This is a genomic window from Pedococcus aerophilus (assembly GCF_039532215.1).
Taxonomy (GTDB): domain Bacteria; phylum Actinomycetota; class Actinomycetes; order Actinomycetales; family Dermatophilaceae; genus Pedococcus; species Pedococcus aerophilus.
Genome location: NZ_BAAARN010000004.1, coordinates 340892 through 357516 on the forward strand (window position 1 = coordinate 340892; position 16625 = coordinate 357516).

Annotated in this window: 15 protein-coding genes; 6 read left to right on the forward strand and 9 right to left on the reverse strand. The window is 71.3% G+C overall.

Translation table 11 applies throughout. The annotated features are described in order from the left end of the window. Positions 1-118: 118 nt before the first annotated feature. Positions 119-826, forward strand: coding sequence for a hypothetical protein (locus ABD286_RS16175; protein WP_344195312.1), 708 nt, complete (start codon positions 119-121; stop codon positions 824-826). An 18-nt stretch (positions 827-844) separates the two neighbouring features. On the opposite strand, the gene ABD286_RS16180 is transcribed toward ABD286_RS16175, so the two are convergent. From ABD286_RS16180 to ABD286_RS16205, 6 genes are all read right to left on the reverse strand, one after another. Beyond that, positions 845-1471 (reverse strand): hypothetical protein, encoded by a 627-nt coding sequence (locus ABD286_RS16180; protein ID WP_344195314.1) that lies wholly within the window; start codon positions 1469-1471, stop codon positions 845-847. A 124-nt stretch (positions 1472-1595) separates the two neighbouring features. Continuing rightward, a complete protein-coding gene (fabF, locus tag ABD286_RS16185) occupies positions 1596-2840 on the reverse strand; it encodes a beta-ketoacyl-ACP synthase II (RefSeq protein WP_344195316.1) in 1245 nt (414 codons plus the stop codon). A gap of 138 nt (positions 2841-2978) precedes the next feature. After that, positions 2979-3227: an acyl carrier protein gene (locus ABD286_RS16190; protein ID WP_056917602.1), complete on the reverse strand. Its 249-nt coding sequence runs from the start codon at positions 3225-3227 to the stop codon at positions 2979-2981. Between the two features lie 99 nt (positions 3228-3326). Next, positions 3327-4346, reverse strand: a complete 1020-nt coding sequence (locus ABD286_RS16195; RefSeq protein WP_344195320.1) for a beta-ketoacyl-ACP synthase III — start codon at positions 4344-4346, stop codon at positions 3327-3329. A 1-nt stretch (position 4347) separates the two neighbouring features. Beyond that, complete coding sequence (locus ABD286_RS16200) at positions 4348-5277, reverse strand: ACP S-malonyltransferase (protein WP_344195322.1); 930 nt, start codon at positions 5275-5277, stop codon at positions 4348-4350. Between the two features lie 117 nt (positions 5278-5394). Beyond that, a complete protein-coding gene (locus ABD286_RS16205) occupies positions 5395-6591 on the reverse strand; it encodes a PucR family transcriptional regulator (protein WP_344195324.1) in 1197 nt (398 codons plus the stop codon). A gap of 126 nt (positions 6592-6717) precedes the next feature. Between ABD286_RS16205 and ABD286_RS16210 the strand changes: the two genes are divergently transcribed. Further along, positions 6718-7896 (forward strand): glycerophosphodiester phosphodiesterase, encoded by a 1179-nt coding sequence (locus tag ABD286_RS16210; protein ID WP_344195326.1) that lies wholly within the window; start codon positions 6718-6720, stop codon positions 7894-7896. A 116-nt stretch (positions 7897-8012) separates the two neighbouring features. Here ABD286_RS16210 and ABD286_RS16215 read toward each other — a convergent pair whose 3' ends face one another. From ABD286_RS16215 to fdhD, 3 genes are all read right to left on the reverse strand, one after another. Further along, positions 8013-8897, reverse strand: a complete 885-nt coding sequence (locus ABD286_RS16215; protein WP_344195328.1) for an NAD-dependent epimerase/dehydratase family protein — start codon at positions 8895-8897, stop codon at positions 8013-8015. Positions 8898-9007: 110 nt separating this feature from the next. Continuing rightward, positions 9008-11773 carry a pyruvate dehydrogenase (acetyl-transferring), homodimeric type gene (gene aceE, locus ABD286_RS16220; RefSeq protein WP_344195330.1) on the reverse strand — a complete coding sequence of 922 codons (2766 nt, stop codon included), beginning with the start codon at positions 11771-11773 and terminating at the stop codon, positions 9008-9010. A gap of 237 nt (positions 11774-12010) precedes the next feature. Further along, positions 12011-12850 carry a formate dehydrogenase accessory sulfurtransferase FdhD gene (gene fdhD / locus ABD286_RS16225; RefSeq protein ID WP_344195332.1) on the reverse strand — a complete coding sequence of 280 codons (840 nt, stop codon included), beginning with the start codon at positions 12848-12850 and terminating at the stop codon, positions 12011-12013. Positions 12851-13018: 168 nt separating this feature from the next. On the opposite strand from fdhD, the gene ABD286_RS16230 reads away from it, so the two are divergent. Genes ABD286_RS16230 through ABD286_RS16245 form a run of 4 tightly spaced genes read left to right on the forward strand, consistent with a single transcriptional unit; the run spans position 13019 to position 16607 of the window. Next, a complete protein-coding gene (locus ABD286_RS16230) occupies positions 13019-14419 on the forward strand; it encodes an OFA family MFS transporter (protein WP_344195334.1) in 1401 nt (466 codons plus the stop codon). After that, positions 14416-14577, forward strand: a complete 162-nt coding sequence (locus tag ABD286_RS16235; protein ID WP_344195336.1) for an MFS transporter small subunit — start codon at positions 14416-14418, stop codon at positions 14575-14577. Before ABD286_RS16230 ends, ABD286_RS16235 begins: the two co-directional genes overlap by 4 nt. A gap of 9 nt (positions 14578-14586) precedes the next feature. Further along, positions 14587-15180, forward strand: coding sequence for a PH domain-containing protein (locus tag ABD286_RS16240; protein WP_344195338.1), 594 nt, complete (start codon positions 14587-14589; stop codon positions 15178-15180). Next, entirely contained in the window at positions 15177-16607 is a 1431-nt protein-coding gene (locus tag ABD286_RS16245; protein ID WP_344195340.1) for a PH domain-containing protein, read from the forward strand. Before ABD286_RS16240 ends, ABD286_RS16245 begins: the two co-directional genes overlap by 4 nt. Positions 16608-16625: the final 18 nt, after the last annotated feature.

Consider the following 16625-nt stretch of genomic DNA (forward strand, 5'->3'; position numbering starts at 1 on the left):
CTCGTCTGTCCATGGGGTGAGGACGGGGTCGGGAGGGCCGCGCTGACCTGCATGTTTCGCGGGGCGCGGGCGGAGGTCGGTAGCCTCGCACGCTGATCATCCGACCCTGGAGGTATCTGTGACCCGCCCCAAGGCCAGTGCGCTGGCGTTCGTGGGGGCGCTGGCCGCAGTGGGTGTGGGGACCCTGCTGTGGAGCGCCTGGCTCGTTCTGACCGCTCCGTTGCCCACCGGTGCAGCGACCGCTGCCTGGGTGCTGTGGCTGTTGAGCGTCGTCGCCCTCGTGACCCTCGTCGCCTACCTGCGCGAGCTGGTCCGGCACGGCGTGCTCGAGCGCCGGGGGAGCTGGAAGCCGCTTCCCGGCCTGCCGCTGCTCTGGGTGGCCGGTCTCTCCGCCGTGGTGGCGTTCCCGTTCGTGCTGCCCGAGCGCCCATCGGGTCCGACCCAGCAGCAGGAGTCCGCCGAGAGCGACCGCACGGCGCCGTCGGTGGGACGGGACGGACCGACGACGGGGCGCGACGGCGCCACGTCGGTCTCGCGCTCCTCCAGGACGGGGTCCACCCCGGACGCCACGAACGCCACCACGACCTCGGCGTCCACGAGCACGTCGAGGTCCGCGACGTCAGCCACCTTGGTGCCCCGTGGCAGCGCGACGACGCCTCCGACCGCGTCCGCGACCACGAGCCGCACCAAGGGTCCGAAGCCGTCGAGCAGCGCGACGCTGTCGCCGACCTCGTCGACGAGCACGTCGACGAGCACGCCGATCATCGACCTGACCCTCCCTCCCGCACCCGGTCGCCCCACGGACAAGCCGCCGCGCGGTCGGTGAGGCTCGGCCGGGCTCGGCTCAGCGGACGACCCGGCCCTCGCGGTGGGACCTCTGCTGGAGCAGCACCTCGGGGCCGACCTCGAGCGGGTGGGCCGACGTGCCCTGTGTCGGGAGGAAGGTGCGCCCGGCCCGAGCGCGGATCACGCTGAGCTCGTGGACCTCGAACAGCTCGAGGGGCAGCGTCCAGAAGGACGGGCTGTGCTCGATGACGACGACGTCGCCGTACTGGTGGACCCCGGTGACGAGGGAGTAGCCGTACTCGACGGAGGAGTCGTGGTCCCGGACGCGGATGCTCTCCTGCCCGACGGTGACCGCGATGAACCGGCCGGGCACGACCTCGCGGGCCAGCCAGGACTCGTTCCGCCACATGGTCATCAGGACGATGGCCACGTAGGCGACCAGCGCCACGACGGGCAGGGAGCCCATGAGCCACCAGGTCAGCTGGGGGCTGCTCCCGGGGTGCAGGAGCGCGCACACGACGGCGGTGACCGCCGACACCGACACGACCGGGACGAGCTGGCGCAGGACGAGCGGGCTGCGGAGCGTGTGGGTCCACAGCGCCGACCGGAACCGTCGAGCCAGACGCTCATCGACGACCTGGATGCGTTCGATGCCCCAACCCCGAGCGCCTGCTGCACCCACCACGTCGCGTCCTCCTGACATCCGACCAGCGGCATGAAGGTAGCCGCGAGTCGATGATCACGAAGACGTCACGACAGAACCACCCTCCGAACGGGTGACTTGCCGTTAACACACGCAACCGCACGGATCAGAGGGAAGTGAACACCACCGCAACGTTGTGGCCGCCGAACCCGAACGAGTTGTTGAGGGCGGCGATGTCGCCGGACGGGAGCTTGCGGGCCTCGCCGTGCACGACGTCCAGCTTGATGGCCGGGTCGAAGTCGTCGAGGTTGATCGTCGCGGGGGCCAGGCGGTGGTGCAGCGCGAGGATCGTCAGGACGCCCTCGAGGGCGCCGGCCGCACCGAGCAGGTGCCCGGTCATCGACTTGGTGGCGCTGACCGGCATGCCGTCCGCGTCGCCACCGAACGCGCGGCGGATGGCGTTGGACTCGGCGACGTCACCGACGGGGGTGGAGGTCGCGTGTGCGTTGACGTGGACGATGTCCTTGGGCGTCAGCCCGGCCCGCTGGACCGCCTCGACCATGGCGCGCGAGGCGCCGGCGCCCTCGGGCTCGGGGGCGGCGATGTGGTGGGAGTCGGCGGACATGCCCACGCCACCGATCTCGGCGTAGATCTTGGCGCCGCGGGCCTTGGCCGCCTCGTACTCCTCGAGCACCACGACCGCGGCACCCTCACCGAGGACGAACCCGTCGCGGCCGGTGTCGTAGGGACGCGAGGCGCGCTCGGGGTCGTCGTTGCGCGTCGACAGTGCCTGCATGGCGGCGAACCCGGCGATGGGCAGCGCGTGCACGGCACCCTCGGTGCCACCGGCCACCGCGATGTCGGCGCGACCGGCGCGGATCATGTCGTAGGCGTAGCCCATGGCCTCCAGGCCGGAGGCGCAGGCGGAGACGGGGGTGTGGGCGCCGGCGCGGGCGCCGATCTCGAGTGACACGGCGGCCGAGGAGGCGTTGGGCATGAGCATCGGGACCGCGAGCGGGAAGACCCGGCGCGGGCCCTTCTCGCGCAGGTTGTCCCACTGCGACAGCAGGGTCCACACACCGCCGATGCCGGTGCCGATGGAGGCGGCCAAGCGCTCGGGGTCGACCTCGGGGGCGCCGGCGTCGGCCCACGCCTCACGGGCGGCGATGAGGGCGTACTGCGCGCTCGGGTCCATGCGACGGACCTCGACCTTGCTCAGCACCTCCTCGGCGGGGGTCTGCAGGGTCGCCGCGAACTTCACGGGGAGGTCGTACTGCTCCACCCACTCGTAGGGCATGGTCCGCGCACCGGACTTGCCGGCCAGGATGGCGTCCCACGTGTCGGGGACGTTGCCGCCCACCGGGGTGGTGGCTCCGAGGCCCGTGACGACGACGCGTCGTTCGGCGGTCATGTCTGGGTGCTCCTTCGTGAGGGGGTGCAGTGACGAGGTGGTGCTGCTGCGGGGTGGCGGCCGGTAAGCCGGTATGGCGCGGGCGCGCCACCCCGCGGGTGGTGCGGGTGCGGCGTCAGCCGCACGTCAGCCCAGAGGTCAGCTCTGGCTCTTCGAGATGAAGGACACGGCGTCGCCGACGGTCTTGAGGTTCTTGACCTCGTCGTCGGGGATGCGGACGCCGAACTTCTCCTCGGCGTTGACCACGATGGTCATCATCGACAGGGAGTCGATGTCGAGGTCGTCGGTGAAGGACTTCTCGGACTGCACCGAGTCGGTGTCCAGACCGGTCTCCTCGTTGACGATCTCGGCCAGACCCTCGAGGATCTCCTGCTCGCTCTGTGCCATGTGCTTGCGCTCCTTCGTTGTCCCGACGGGTGTCGGGGTGGTTGGTCGGTGGTCGGCCCGGTCGTGCAACCCGCGGGCCCGCGGGAGTCGGGGGTGCCGCTAGGGCAGGACGATGACCTGCGCGGCATACACCAGGCCGGCACCGAAGCCGATCTGGAGGGCGAGGCCACCTCGGGGGGCACCACCCTCGCGCAGGAGCCGCTCGGTCGCGAGCGGGACGGATGCGGCCGAGGTGTTCGCGGTGTCGGCGATGTCGCGGGCGACAGCGATGTCGGAGGGCAGCTTGAGCTGCTTGATCATCGCGTCGATGATGCGCATGTTGGCCTGGTGGGGGATGAACGCGTCGAGGTCCTCGGCGCGGACCCCGGCGGCGTCGAGGGCCTTGAGCGCCACCGGCGCCATGCCCCAGACGGCCCAGCGGAAGACGGTCTGCCCGGCCATGCCGATGGCGGGCCAGCCGAGGTCGTGGTCGCGGACGTCGACCCAGGAGTCGCGCTGCGAGATCGCCTTCCACTGCGCACCGTCGGAGCCCCAGACGGTGGGACCGATGCCGGGGGTGTCGGACGGGCCGACGATCGCGGCGCCGGCTCCGTCGCCGAAGATGAACGCCGAGCCCCGGTCCTTGGGGTCGGTGAACTCGGAGAGCTTCTCGACCCCGATCACCAGGACGTGGCGGGCGCTGCCGCCACGCACCATGTCGTTGGCCAGGCTGATGGCGTGGCAGTAGCCGGCGCACGCGGCCGAGATGTCGAAGGCCGCGGCCTGGATGCCGAGCCGGTCGGCGACGATGGGCGCCGCGGCCGGGGTCTGGTACGGGTGCGTCACCGTGGCAAGGACCACGGCGTCGATGGCGGAGGCCTCGAGCCCGGCCATCGCGAGGGCCTCGTGCGAGGCGGCGACGGACATGTCCACGACCGTCTCGTCCTTGGCGGCGAAGCGGCGGCTCTTGATCCCCGACCGCTCCTGGATCCACTCGTCGGAGGAGTCGATCGCCTCGACGAGCTCGGAGTTCCACACGACACGCTCCGGGCGGTAGCCACCGACGCCGAGGATGCGCGAGTAGGTGGCACCGGACGGTGCGGTGATCGTGCCGGTGCCCTTGGGGGCGGGTGTGGTCATGTCAGGCCTCTTGCGCGTCGTCGGAGATGAGCTGCTGGGCCGCCGCGAGATCGTCGGGCGTCTTCAGGGCCAGGGTGGTGACCCCGGGCATCCCGCGCTTGGCCAGGCCCACGAGGGTGCCTGCCGGGCTGAGCTCGATGAGCGTGGTGACGCCCTGCTCGACCATGGTCTGCATGCACAGGTCCCAGCGGACCGGGTTGCTCACCTGCTGGACCAGTCGGCTGAGCGCCTCGGGGCCGTCGGTGACGGGGGCGCCGTCGCGGTTGGAGAGCAGGGTGACACCGGGGTCGCTGACGGCGAAGCCCTGCGAGAGCTCGTCGAGGGCCGCGACCGCCGGGGCCATGTGCGTGGTGTGGAAGGCGCCGGCCACCTGGAGCGGGATGACCCGCGCCTTGGCGGGCGGGTCGGCGGCCAGGGCCGCCAGCTGGTCCAGGGTGCCGGCCGCGACGGTCTGGCCGGCACCGTTGGCGTTGGCGGCGGTCAGGCCGTGGCGCTCGAGGACGGCGGACACCTCGGTGGGGTCGCCACCGAGGACGGCACTCATGCCGGTGGGCGTCACGGCGCTCGCGGCAGCCATGCCGGCGCCGCGCGCACGGACGAAGACCATCGCGTCGTGGTCGGACAGCACCCCGGCGAACGCTGCCGCCGTGATCTCGCCGACGGAGTGGCCGGCGGTCACACCGACGGTCCGCGCGGGGCCGTCGGGCAGCAGCACCGCAGCGGTCGCGAGGCCGGCACCGACGATCAGCGGCTGGGCGACCGCGGTGTCCTTGATGGTCTCGGCGTCCGAGGTCGTGCCGTGGGCGACGAGGTCGAGCCCGGCGACGTCGGAGAGCGACTCCAGCCGCTCGCGGAAGGCGGGCACCTCGAGCCAGGGCGCGAGGAAACCGGGGGTCTGGGAGCCCTGTCCGGGGCAGACGATGGCGAGCACGGTTCCACCCTTGCGGTCCGCGACCACCCGGGGCGTGACCGTTCCGCACGAACATCCGGGGCCCGTTTTGGAGGTTTCCTCCAATTGATCTCCAGCGACGTGACCGAGGCCACGTCCTCAGGGCGAGGGGGTGTAGCGCACCGCGGAGGGTCCCGGCCGGCTCAGCCGGCCGAGGGCGAGCGCGATGCGGACCGTATGTGCGTCGTGAGGGTCGGTGAGCTGGTAGCCGGTGAGGTCGGCGATCTTGCCGAGGCGGTAGCGCACCGTGTTGGGGTGGACGAACAGCAGCCGCGCCGTGCCCTCGAGGCCGCCACCGGTCTCCAGGTAGGAGGCTGCCGTCTCGAGCAGGGCGCCCCCGCTGGCCGACAGCGGGTGCCAGATCCGGTCCAGGATCAGCGCCCTCGCCGGGGCGTCACCGATGAGCACCCGCTCGGCGAGCAGGTCGTCCGCCGCCACCGGCCGGGGCGCCTCGGGCCATGCCTGCGCGCAGGAGTGGCCGGCCAGCGCGGCGCGGGCCGAGCGGCCGGCGGCGAACAGGTGCGGCACGGTCGGCCCCACCACCACCGGCCCCTCGCCGAACTGGTCGCCCACCTCGCGCGCGGCCAGCATGGCGTCGTCGACGTTGCCGATGATGCAGACCAGTCGGCGACCCTGGACAGCCGCGAGGGTGTCGACGCCCACGCGCTCGGCCGCCCGGCGCAGGCCGTCGACCACCCCGGCCGAGCTGCCGGGTGGGGTGCTGCCGGCGATGACGGCGACCCGCGTCGTCGAGCCCCAACCCAGCGCCGCGGCCCGCGACTGCATCGAGTCGTCGGCCTCACCACGCAGGACGGCGTCGACGACCAGGCCCTCGAGCCGGGCGTCCCACGCGCCACGGGCCTCCGCCGCGTGGGCGTAGACCTCGGCCGCAGCGAACGCGATCTCGCGCGAGTACCGCAGCACCGACTCGCGCAGCGCCTGCTCCTCGCCCGGCTCGGCCAGCGCGGTCGCGTCCTGCTCGACGACGTCGACGACCGACCGGACGAGGTCGAGGGTCTGGCGCAGCGTGATCGACCGGGTGAGCTCGCGGGGGGCGGTGCCGAACACGTCGGCGGTCACCGGGATGTGGTCGCCGCCCTCGCGCAGCCACGCGATGAACGCTGCGATGCCGGCCTGGGCGACGAGCCCGACCCATGACCGGTCCTCCGCCGACAGTGCGCGGTACCAGTCGTGCGCCGCCTCCATGCGTCGCGTCGCGCCGCTCGACAGCTCACCCGCCGCCCGCTCCACCCGTTGCAGGGTGGCGGGGGACGTCGTGACCGTCGCGGGCGCCATACGGGGAGTCTATTTGTATGACGCCCACAACCGCGGTGTGAGCGTCCCCAACGGTTCGGCGCACCTTCACCTGCCTGACACCGCAGGGTCGCCCACGACGGCGGTGGAGTTCCTAGCGTCGCCCGCATGACCAGAACCCTTCCCGCCCTGGCCGTCACCGGCGCCCTCGTCCTCGGGTCGACCGTCGCCCTCGCCGGGCCCTCCGTCGCCGCCCCGTCGAGCCGCGCGACCGCAGCCGCCACGGACCGCACCGACCGGACCGCCGCCACCGACCGGGTCCGCACGACCACCGGGCCGCTGGTCCTCGCCCACCGCGGGGCCTCCGGCTACCGCCCGGAGCACACCAGCGGTGCCTACGAGCTGGCCGTCGCACTCGGGGCCGACTACATCGAGCCCGACCTCGTGATGACCAGGGACGGGGTGCTCGTCGACCGGCACGAGCCGGAGATCTCCGGCACCACCGACGTCGCCGACCACCCGGAGTTCGCCTCCCGTCGCACGACCAAGGACCTCGACGGCGTCGCCACGACCGGCTGGTTCACCGAGGACTTCACGCTCGCCGAGCTGCGCACCCTGCGGGCCAAGGAGCGGCTGCCGCAGATCCGCCAGGAGTCGACGGTCTACGACGGCCGCTACACGGTGCCGACGTTCGAGGAGGTGCTGGTCCTTCGCGAGAAGCTCTCCAGGGAGTACGGCCGCCAGATCGGCATCATCCCGGAGATCAAGCACTCGACGTACTTCCATGACAAGGGGCTCAACCCGGAGGCTGCGCTGATGAAGCTCGTGCGCAAGCACCGGCTCAACACGCCCAAGGCGCCGCTGTGGGTGCAGAGCTTCGAGCTGACCAACCTCGTGACGCTCCGCACCACCTACGGCTACCGCGCGAACGAGGTCTTCCTCGCCAGCGGGTCGGGTGCGCCGTACGACCTCGTCCGCAAGGGCGACAGGCGCACCTACGCCGACCTGCTCACGGCAGCGAGCCTGCGGAAGCTCTCGCGCACCATCGACGGCATCGGCCCCGACAAGAACCTCGTCATCGGGCGACGCGCCGACGGCAGCCTCGGCAGCCCGACCGGGCTCGTCGCCGCCGCGCACGCGGCCGGGCTCAAGGTGACCCCCTACACGTTCCGCGCGGAGAACACCTTCCTGCCGACCGACTACCGGGTCGGCACGGACCCCGCCGACTTCGGGCGGGCGGTCGAGGAGGTCGTGGAGTTCATGAAGGCCGGGGTCGACGGCGTCTTCTGCGACCAGCCCGACATCTGCGTCACGGCCCGCAAGGACTTCCTCGGCCAGGGCGACTGACCGGCGCAGCCACCGCCGAAGTCCCCGCACCACCCCGGCACCGTCACCGACCACCAACCCGGTCGCGGTGTCGGGGTGGCCTGCGTCAGGCGGACTTCAGCGCCCGACGCGACCGGTCAGACGTGGTCGCGCCAGGAGTGCTGCGGCTCGTACCCCAGCACCCGACGAGCCTTGTCGATCCCGAGCAGCGTCTCGTGCTCGCCGAGCTCCTTGCGGACCTCGACGCCCGGGAAGACCTCGGCCACGAGCTCGGCGCTCGAGCGGCTCATCACCGTGTCGGCGTTGGCGATGACGAACACCTCGACCCCCGGCTCGGTGCGCTCGAGCCCGAGGCGCACGGCCTGGGCACCGTCGCGGGCGTCGATGTAGCCCCAGAGGTTCCACTTGCGCACCGAGGCGTCGGCGTCGAAGGACGGGAACGCCGCGTAGTCCTCGACGTCCATGACGTTGGAGAAGCGCAGGCCGACCATCGTCAGCTCGGGGTCCCAGCGGCAGAAGTGCCCGGCCATCTCCTCCTCGAGCGCCTTGTTCAGGGAGTACGTCGACTCCGGGCGTGGGTGGTACTCCTCGTCGACGGGGACGTACGGCGGGGGAGTGTCGAACGGCAGGCCGAGGACGGTCTCGCTCGAGGCCCAGACGATGCTGCGGACCTCGAGCGCGCGAGCGGCGGCGAACACGTTGTAGGTCGCCGCCGAGTTGTTGGCGAAGGTCGCGGCGTTGGTCGTCAGGCCGGGCGCCGGGATCGCGGCGAGGTGGACGACCGCGTCGACCGGGGTCGTGTGCTCGTCGACCCCACCGGACAGCGCCTCGAAGACCTGGCCGTAGTCGGTGAGGTCGACCGCGACGAACGGCGTCTGCGGTGAGTCGGGGCGGGTGCGGTCGAGGGCGAGGACGTCGTAGCCGCTCTCGGCGAGGTGGGCGACGACGGTGCGGCCGAGCTTGCCCGACGAGCCGGTCACCGCGACGCGACGGCGGGGGGTCTGGGGGGATGCAGAGGTCATGCCCCCATCCTCTCCCACCGACAGGTATGCCGCCCGCTCATGGTGAGCTGGCGGCATACCTGTTGTGCCACAAAGGGATCCGACCACCGTCGGATCATGGGGTCAGACGGTCAGCTCTCGCCGCCCGAGTTGCCCGAGGTGCCGGCGGTGACGTCGAGCAGGCGGTAGCGGGACGCCGCCTCGCGCGCGACGTTGCCGTCGATCTCGTTCCTCGCGGCCAGCATCTGCAGCGCCCGCACCGCGACCGAGGGGCCGTCGATGTGGAAGTAGCGACGCGCGGCCGGGCGGGTGTCGGAGAACCCGAACCCGTCGGCACCCAGTGACGCGAAGTCACCGGGCACCCACTGCTGGATCTGGTCCTGCACCTGGCGCATGTAGTCGGACACGGCGACGACGGGGCCGCGGGTGTCCTGAAGGCGCTGGGTGACGTAGGGGACGCGACGCTCCTCGTCCGGGTGCAGGAACGCCTGCTCGTCGGCGGCGAGGCCGTCGCGACGCAGCTCGTTCCACGAGGTCACCGACCACACGTCGGCGACGACGCCCCAGTCGTTGCGCAGCAGCTCCTGGGCCTCGAGCGCCCACGGCACACCGACACCGGACGCGAGCAGCTGCACGCGCGGCGCCTCGTCGCCCAGGCCGTCGGTGATCCCCGGGGCGAAGAGGTACATGCCCTTGAGGATGCCCTCCTTGTCGACGTTCTCCGGCTCGGCCGGCTGGCTCATCGGCTCGTTGTAGACCGTCACGTAGTAGATGACGTTCTCCGGGTCGTCGCCGTACATGCGCCGCAGGCCGTCCTGCATGATGTGGCCGATCTCGAAGGCGAAGGCCGGGTCGTAGGACACGACCGCGGGGTTGGTCGCCGCGAGGATGTGGCTGTGGCCATCGGCGTGCTGCAGGCCCTCACCGGTCAGCGTGGTGCGACCGGCGGTGGCGCCGATGAGGAAGCCCCGCGTCATCTGGTCGGCAGCCGCCCAGATCGAGTCCGCGGTGCGCTGGAACCCGAACATCGAGTAGAAGACGTAGATCGGGATCATCGGCTCGCCGTGCGTGGCGTAGGACGTGCCGGCTGCCGTGAAGGCCGCCATCGACCCGGCCTCGTTGATGCCGAGGTGCAGGATCTGGCCGTCCTTGGCCTCCTTGTAGGCGAGCATGAGCTCGGCGTCCACGGAGGTGTAGTTCTGCCCGTGCGGGTTGTAGATCTTGATCGTCGGGAAGAACGAGTCCATGCCGAACGTGCGTGCCTCGTCGGGGATGATCGGCACGATCCGCTTGCCGAACTCCCTGTCGCGCATGAGCTCCTTGAGCAGTCGCACGAACGCCATCGTCGTGGCGACCTGCTGCTTGCCCGTGCCCTTCTTGACGACGTCGTAGGACGAGTCGGCCGGGAGCTTGAGGGGCTCGTGCTGGACCCGACGGACCGGCAGCGAGCCGCCGAGCTTCTCACGACGCTCGCGCAGGTACTGGATGGTCGGGTCGTCCGCACCGGGGTGGAAGTACGGCGGGCGGTACGGGTCCTTCTCGAGCTGCTCGTCGCTGACCGGGATCTTCAGGCTGTCACGCAGGCCCTTGAGGTCGTCGAGGGTGAACTTCTTCATCTGGTGCGTGGCGTTGCGGCCGGCGAAGTGCGTGCCGAGGCCGTAGCCCTTGATCGTCTTCGCGAGGATGACGGTCGGCTGCCCGTTGTGGTTCATCGCGGCCTGGTAGGCGGCGAAGACCTTGCGGTAGTCGTGGCCACCGCGCTTGAGCTTCCACCAGATGTCCTCGTCGGACCAGTTCTTGACCATCTCGCGCGTGCGCGGGTCCTTGCCGAAGAAGTGCTCGCGGACGTACTTGCCGTCGTTGGCGCGGAAGGTCTGGTAGTCGCCGTCGCTCGTGGTGTTCATGATGTGCGCGAGGGCGCCGTCACGGTCTGCTGCCAGGAGCGGGTCCCAGCCACGGCCCCAGACGACCTTGATGACGTTCCAGCCCGCACCGCGGAAGAACGACTCGAGCTCCTGGATGATTTTGCCGTTGCCGCGGACCGGGCCGTCGAGGCGCTGCAGGTTGCAGTTGATGACGAAGGTGAGGTTGTCGAGCTCCTCGCCGGCCGCCAGCTGCAGCAGACCGCGGGACTCCGGCTCGTCCATCTCGCCGTCACCGAGGAACGCCCAGACGTGCTGCTGGCTGGTGTCCTTGATGCCACGGTTGTGGATGTACTTGTTGAACTGCGCCTGGTAGATCGCGTTCATCGGGCCGATGCCCATGGACACGGTCGGGAACTGCCAGAAGTCCGGCATGAGGCGCGGGTGCGGGTAGGACGGCAGCGCCAGCGGCTTGCCGGCCACGACATGGCTGTGCTCCTGACGGAACCCGTCGAGCTGGTCCTCGGAGAGGCGACCCTCGAGGTAGGCGCGGGCGTACATGCCGGGGGAGGCGTGGCCCTGGAAGAAGACCTGGTCGCCGCCACCGGGGTGGTCGGCGCCACGCCAGAAGTGGTTGAAGCCCACCTCGTACAGCGTCGCGGCCGAGGCGTACGTGGAGATGTGGCCGCCGACACCGATGCCGGGAGCCTGCGCGCGGTGCACCATGACACCGGCGTTCCAGCGCAGGTAGGCGCGGTAGCGGCGCTCGACCTCCTCGTCCCCGGGGAACCACGGCTCCGCCTCAGGGGTGATGGTGTTGATGTAGTCGGTCGCCGTCAGCGACGGCACCCCGACCTGCATCTCCCGAGCGCGCTCGAGCAGCTTGAGCATCACGTAGCGGGCCCGCTGGCGACCGCCCTCCTCGATGACTCCGTCGAGGGAGTCGAGCCACTCCTGCGTCTCATCCGGGTCGATGTCCGGGAGCTGGCTGGGGATGCCGTTGAGAATGGGTCCGGCTTCCTCGCGTGCGGCCACGGTGGTGAGTCCTTTCTCGCGCCAGTCTTGGCGGTGGGGTCGCGGGGTTGCCAGCGACCAGCCCCCATCTTCCCCCCTCGGGAGGCCCGGGTCACAACCCGGTCATGGCTACTGGCCAGTATCCGGAGCGTGGGCGCACATATATGTGGATCTCGGGACGTCTCGGGACACCATCTCGACGCCGATGGACGCCCGCTCACGCCGGGCGCACGCGCGGAGGTCGCCGGCGGGAGCGCGTCAGTCGAGGTCGAGGCGGTGGTCGCCGGAGTAGACCGTGAGCCTCGGCGCCCGGGCGAACCCGACCAGCGTCAGCCCGGCCTCTCGAGCCAGCCCGACAGCCAGCGACGACGGCGCCGACACCGCCACCAGGGCCGGGATCCCGGCCATCACGGCCTTCTGCACGAGCTCGAAGCTGGCCCGGCCGCTGACGACGAGCACGTGGCCGGCCAGGGGGAGCCGGTCCTCGCGCCCGGCCCAGCCGATCACCTTGTCGACGGCGTTGTGCCGCCCGACGTCCTCCCGGACGACGAGTGCCTCACCCTCGGGCGTGAACAACCCGGCCGCGTGCAGGCCGCCGGTCTTGTCGAACACCTTCTGCTGCGTGCGCAGGACGTCGGGAAACCCGGCCACGACGGCAGGGGAGAGGCGCACGGGATCGGTGTCGACGGCATACGGCCGATGGGTGGTGATGGCCTCGATGCTCGTCTTGCCGCACACGCCGCACGCACTGGTCGTGTACTGGTTGCGCTCGCTGCGCGACAGGTCGACGGTCACGTCCGGCGCCAGGGTCACGTCGACGACGTTGTAGGTGGGGGAGCCGAACTCGTCCTCGTCGAGGCAGTGCATCAGGCGTGCCACGTCGGTGGCGTGCCGCAGCACCCCCTCGGTGAGCAGGTAGCCGAGCGTGAGGTCGAAGTCGTCGCCCGGGGTGCGCATCGTGACCGAGATCGACGTCCCGTCGACCCGCATCTCCAGCGGCTCCTCCACGGCGACGGTGTCCGGTCGGGACCGCGAGACCACCCCGTCAGGGGTCACCTCGAGTCGGATCGCCGGAGTCCGCTGCGTCACCCTGCCCATGGCGCCACGGTATGCGGCGCGCTCCGGGTCCGCTCGCCCGCCCCGGTGGTGGGGCCACCCGGATCCAGTTGGCGCGCGGTTGCTCTCGCGCAGGGGTAGCGTCTCGTGCGGCACCTGCCCCCCTTCGTCCTGCTGTGGGGGTTGTGCCACGTACAAGGAGGTATGTGCATGTCGATCCTCGACCGCAGCCACTCGGTGGCCGGCCCCGGGTACAGCAAGTGGCTCATCCCGCCCGCGGCGCTCGCGGTGCACCTGTCGATCGGCCAGGTCTACGCGTTCAGCGTCTTCAAGACCTCGCTCGTCGACCACTTCGGCACGTCGCAGACACCGGTGGCGGCGATCTTCTCGATCGCCATCGTCATGCTCGGCCTGTCGGCTGCGGTGCTCGGCACCTGGGTCGAGCGCGAGGGTCCCCGCAAGGCCATGGTCGCCGCCGCCCTGTGCTGGGGCACCGGCTTCCTCGTCGGCTCGCTCGGCATCGCGACGAGCCAGCTCTGGCTGCTCTACCTCGGCTACGGCGTGATCGGCGGCATCGGCCTCGGCATCGGGTACATCTCCCCGGTCTCCACGCTGATGAAGTGGTTCCCGGACCGCCCCGGCCTCGCGACCGGCATGGCCATCATGGGCTTCGGTGGTGGCGCGCTCATCGCGTCGCCGCTGTCCAACAAGCTGCTCGGCACCTTCGACGCCGGCTTCGACGGCAAGACCGGGTCGGTCGCCGACGGGCACGCGCTGACGATGACGTTCCTCGTCCTCGGTCTGTCCTACCTCGTCTTCATGCTGTTCGGCGCCTCGCTCATCCGGGTCCCCCCGGAGTCGACCGACGCCGCCGGGAAGAAGGTGGCCGCCGGCCACCAGGCCGGTCGCGGTGGTGCCATGGTGCGCGCGTCGGAGGCCGTCAAGACCAAGCAGTTCTGGCTGCTGTGGGTCGTGCTGTTCTGCAACGTCACCGCCGGCATCGGCATCCTCGAGCAGGCGGCGCCGATGATCCAGGACTTCTTCCGCGAGGGTGACACCTCCACGGTGACCGCTGCAGCCGCGGGCGGGTTCGTCGGGGTGCTGTCGCTCGCGAACATGGCCGGCCGGTTCGTCTGGTCGAGCACCTCCGACATCATCGGCCGCAAGCCGATCTACATGATCTACCTCGGCGTCGGCATCGTGACCTACCTGCTGCTCGCGACTATCGGCCACACCTCGACCGGCTTGTTCGTCCTGCTGGCCGCGGTCATCCTGTCCTTCTACGGTGGCGGCTTCGCGACCATCCCGGCCTACCTCAAGGACCTGTTCGGGACGCTCGAGGTCGGGGCCATCCACGGTCGCCTGCTGACCGCCTGGTCGGCCGCTGGTGTCGCCGGACCCCTGATCGTCAACGGGTTCCTCGATGCCGCTGGCAAGCCCGGCACGTTGTCCAACGGCGACTACCGCCCGGCCCTGTTCACCATGGTCGGCGTCCTGGTGGTCGGCTTCGTGGCCAACCTGCTGGTCACCGATGTCAGCCGGGACCACTTCGACGCCGGCGCCACCACCGGCGCCGACGCCCAGCGCGAGACCGAAGGAGCACGCCGATGAGCGACACCCGCACCCGCGACGGCAAGGGGGCCACGGCTGCGGCCACCGCCACCACGAGCCCGATCGTCGTCGCCGCGGCCTGGCTAGTGGTCGGCACGCCGCTCGCCTACGGCCTGTGGCAGACGATCCTCAAGGCCGCCAAGCTGTTCGGCGGATAGGTTGGAGGCGTGAGCTCCACGCCCCCAGCCGTCCCACCAGCAGCACCGCCGGTGCCTCCGACCACCTCCGTGGCGGCGGCGCAGACGGACCCGGACCGAGGCAGCGCACCGCGCCACGCCTCGGTCCGGCTGTATGACGACGCCGGGCTGTCGTGGCAGCCGGTCTCCCAGCGTCTGGCCACCGTGCGCCGCGTGTCCCTGACCGTCCTGCTCGTGCCGGTGCTGCTCGTGCTCGTGCCGCTGGCCGTCCTCGCCTGGTCGTGGTTCTGGCTCGGCGCGACGCTGGCGGTGGGGCTCGGGCTCTGGGGGTGGTGGCTGGCGGGGCGCCAGGTCTCGGCGATCAGCTGGATCGAGGGGACCGAGGAGCTCGTCGTTCGACGCGGACGGCTGTTCCGGACCGTCGTCTCGGTGCCGTACGGCCGGTTGCAGTACGTCGACGTCCAGTCCGGCCCGCTCGAGCGTCGCTTCGACCTCGCGACCGTCGAGCTGCACACCGCGTCGCCGGAGAGCGGGGGCCAGATCCCGGGCCTGCCGACCGCGGAGGCCGAGCGGCTGCGCGAACGGCTCGCCGCCCGCGGGGAGTCTCAGCGGGCCGGCCTGTGACCGAACCGCAGACCACTGCGGCGCAGCACCCGCAGGAGCCGGCGCAGGAGCAGGCGTGGTCGCACCTTCACCCGTTGTCGCCGCTGCTGCGCGGTGGTCTCGCGTTCGCCGGCGTCGTGGCCTATGTCGTGTCGCAACAGGTCGACTCCCTCTTCGGGGCGCAGCGGGACGACCCGACCCGTGGACACCTCGGGTGGGCCGCGCTCGCCGTGCTCGGGGTCCTCCTCGCCATCGTCGCCGGGGCCTGGCTGTCGTGGCGGTTCTCCCGCTACCGCGTCACCGGCACCCTGATCGAGCTGCGGACGGGCTTCGTGTTCCGGCAGCACCGACAGGTGCGCTTCGACCGGATCCAGGCCGTCGACGTCGGCCGGCCGCTGCTCGCCCGCCTCACCGGGCTGTCCGAGGTCGTCGTCCAGTCGGCCGGTGGCAAGGACGCCCAGCTGAAGCTGTCCTTCCTCGCCGACTCCCAGGCGCAGCAGGTCCGTGAGCAGCTGCTGTCGCTGGCGAGCCGGGTCGACGGTGGCCGCCTGAGGGTCGACGACCCGGGCGGCGTGCTCGACGAGGCGCCCACCGCTGCTGCGGCTGAGCCGTCCCACGTGGGGCAACGCGTGGTCAAGGTGCCGAACGCCCGGGTGGTGCAGGCGATCCTCTTCAGCGGCCAGAGTCTCTCGTTGGTGCTGATGGCGCTGGCGCTGTTCGGGGCTGTCATCGCCTCCATCGGCGGGGCCGTCGCCGGACTGGGTCCCGCGGCGCTCGCGGTGGGGAGCACCGTGGTCAAGCGGTTGCTCCACGAGGGCAACTTCGAGCTCCTGCACGGCGGTGACCGGCTGCGCATCCGGCACGGCCTGACCGACCTTCGCGCGACGACCGTTCCGCTGCACCGGATCCAGGCGGTCGAGGCGAGTCAGCCGTTGCCCTGGCGGCTCACCGGGTGGTGGCGGCTGCGGATGAACGTGGCCGGCGCTGCCCAGGGGGAGGATGCGACCGAGACGGTGCTGCTTCCGGTCGGGACCGTCGAGGAAGCGATCGAGGTCCTCGTCCTGGTCCTGCCCGGCCTCCCGCGGGAGGTGGCGACCGCCGCGATGCTCGGGGACGGTCCCGGACACGGCTTCACGACCGCGACGACCCGGGCCAAGCGGCTCGACCCGGTCGGGTGGCGACGCCTGGGCTACACCGTGGCGCCCGAGGTGCTGGTGACCCGTCGCGGTCGCTGGTGGCGCGTGGCGCAGTTCGTGCCGCATGCCCGCGTGCAGTCCCTGCGGTTGTCCCAGGGGCCGCTCGAACGTTCGCGCGGGGTGGCCTCGGTGACGCTGGTGTCCACACCGGGGCCGGTCAGCCCCGTGGCATCCCACCTCGACCTGGCCGAGGCAGAACGACTCCTGGAGGAGCAGGTCGGGCGTTCGGGTCTCGCCCGGCGCCGGACCTGATGCGTCGGACCTGACGCA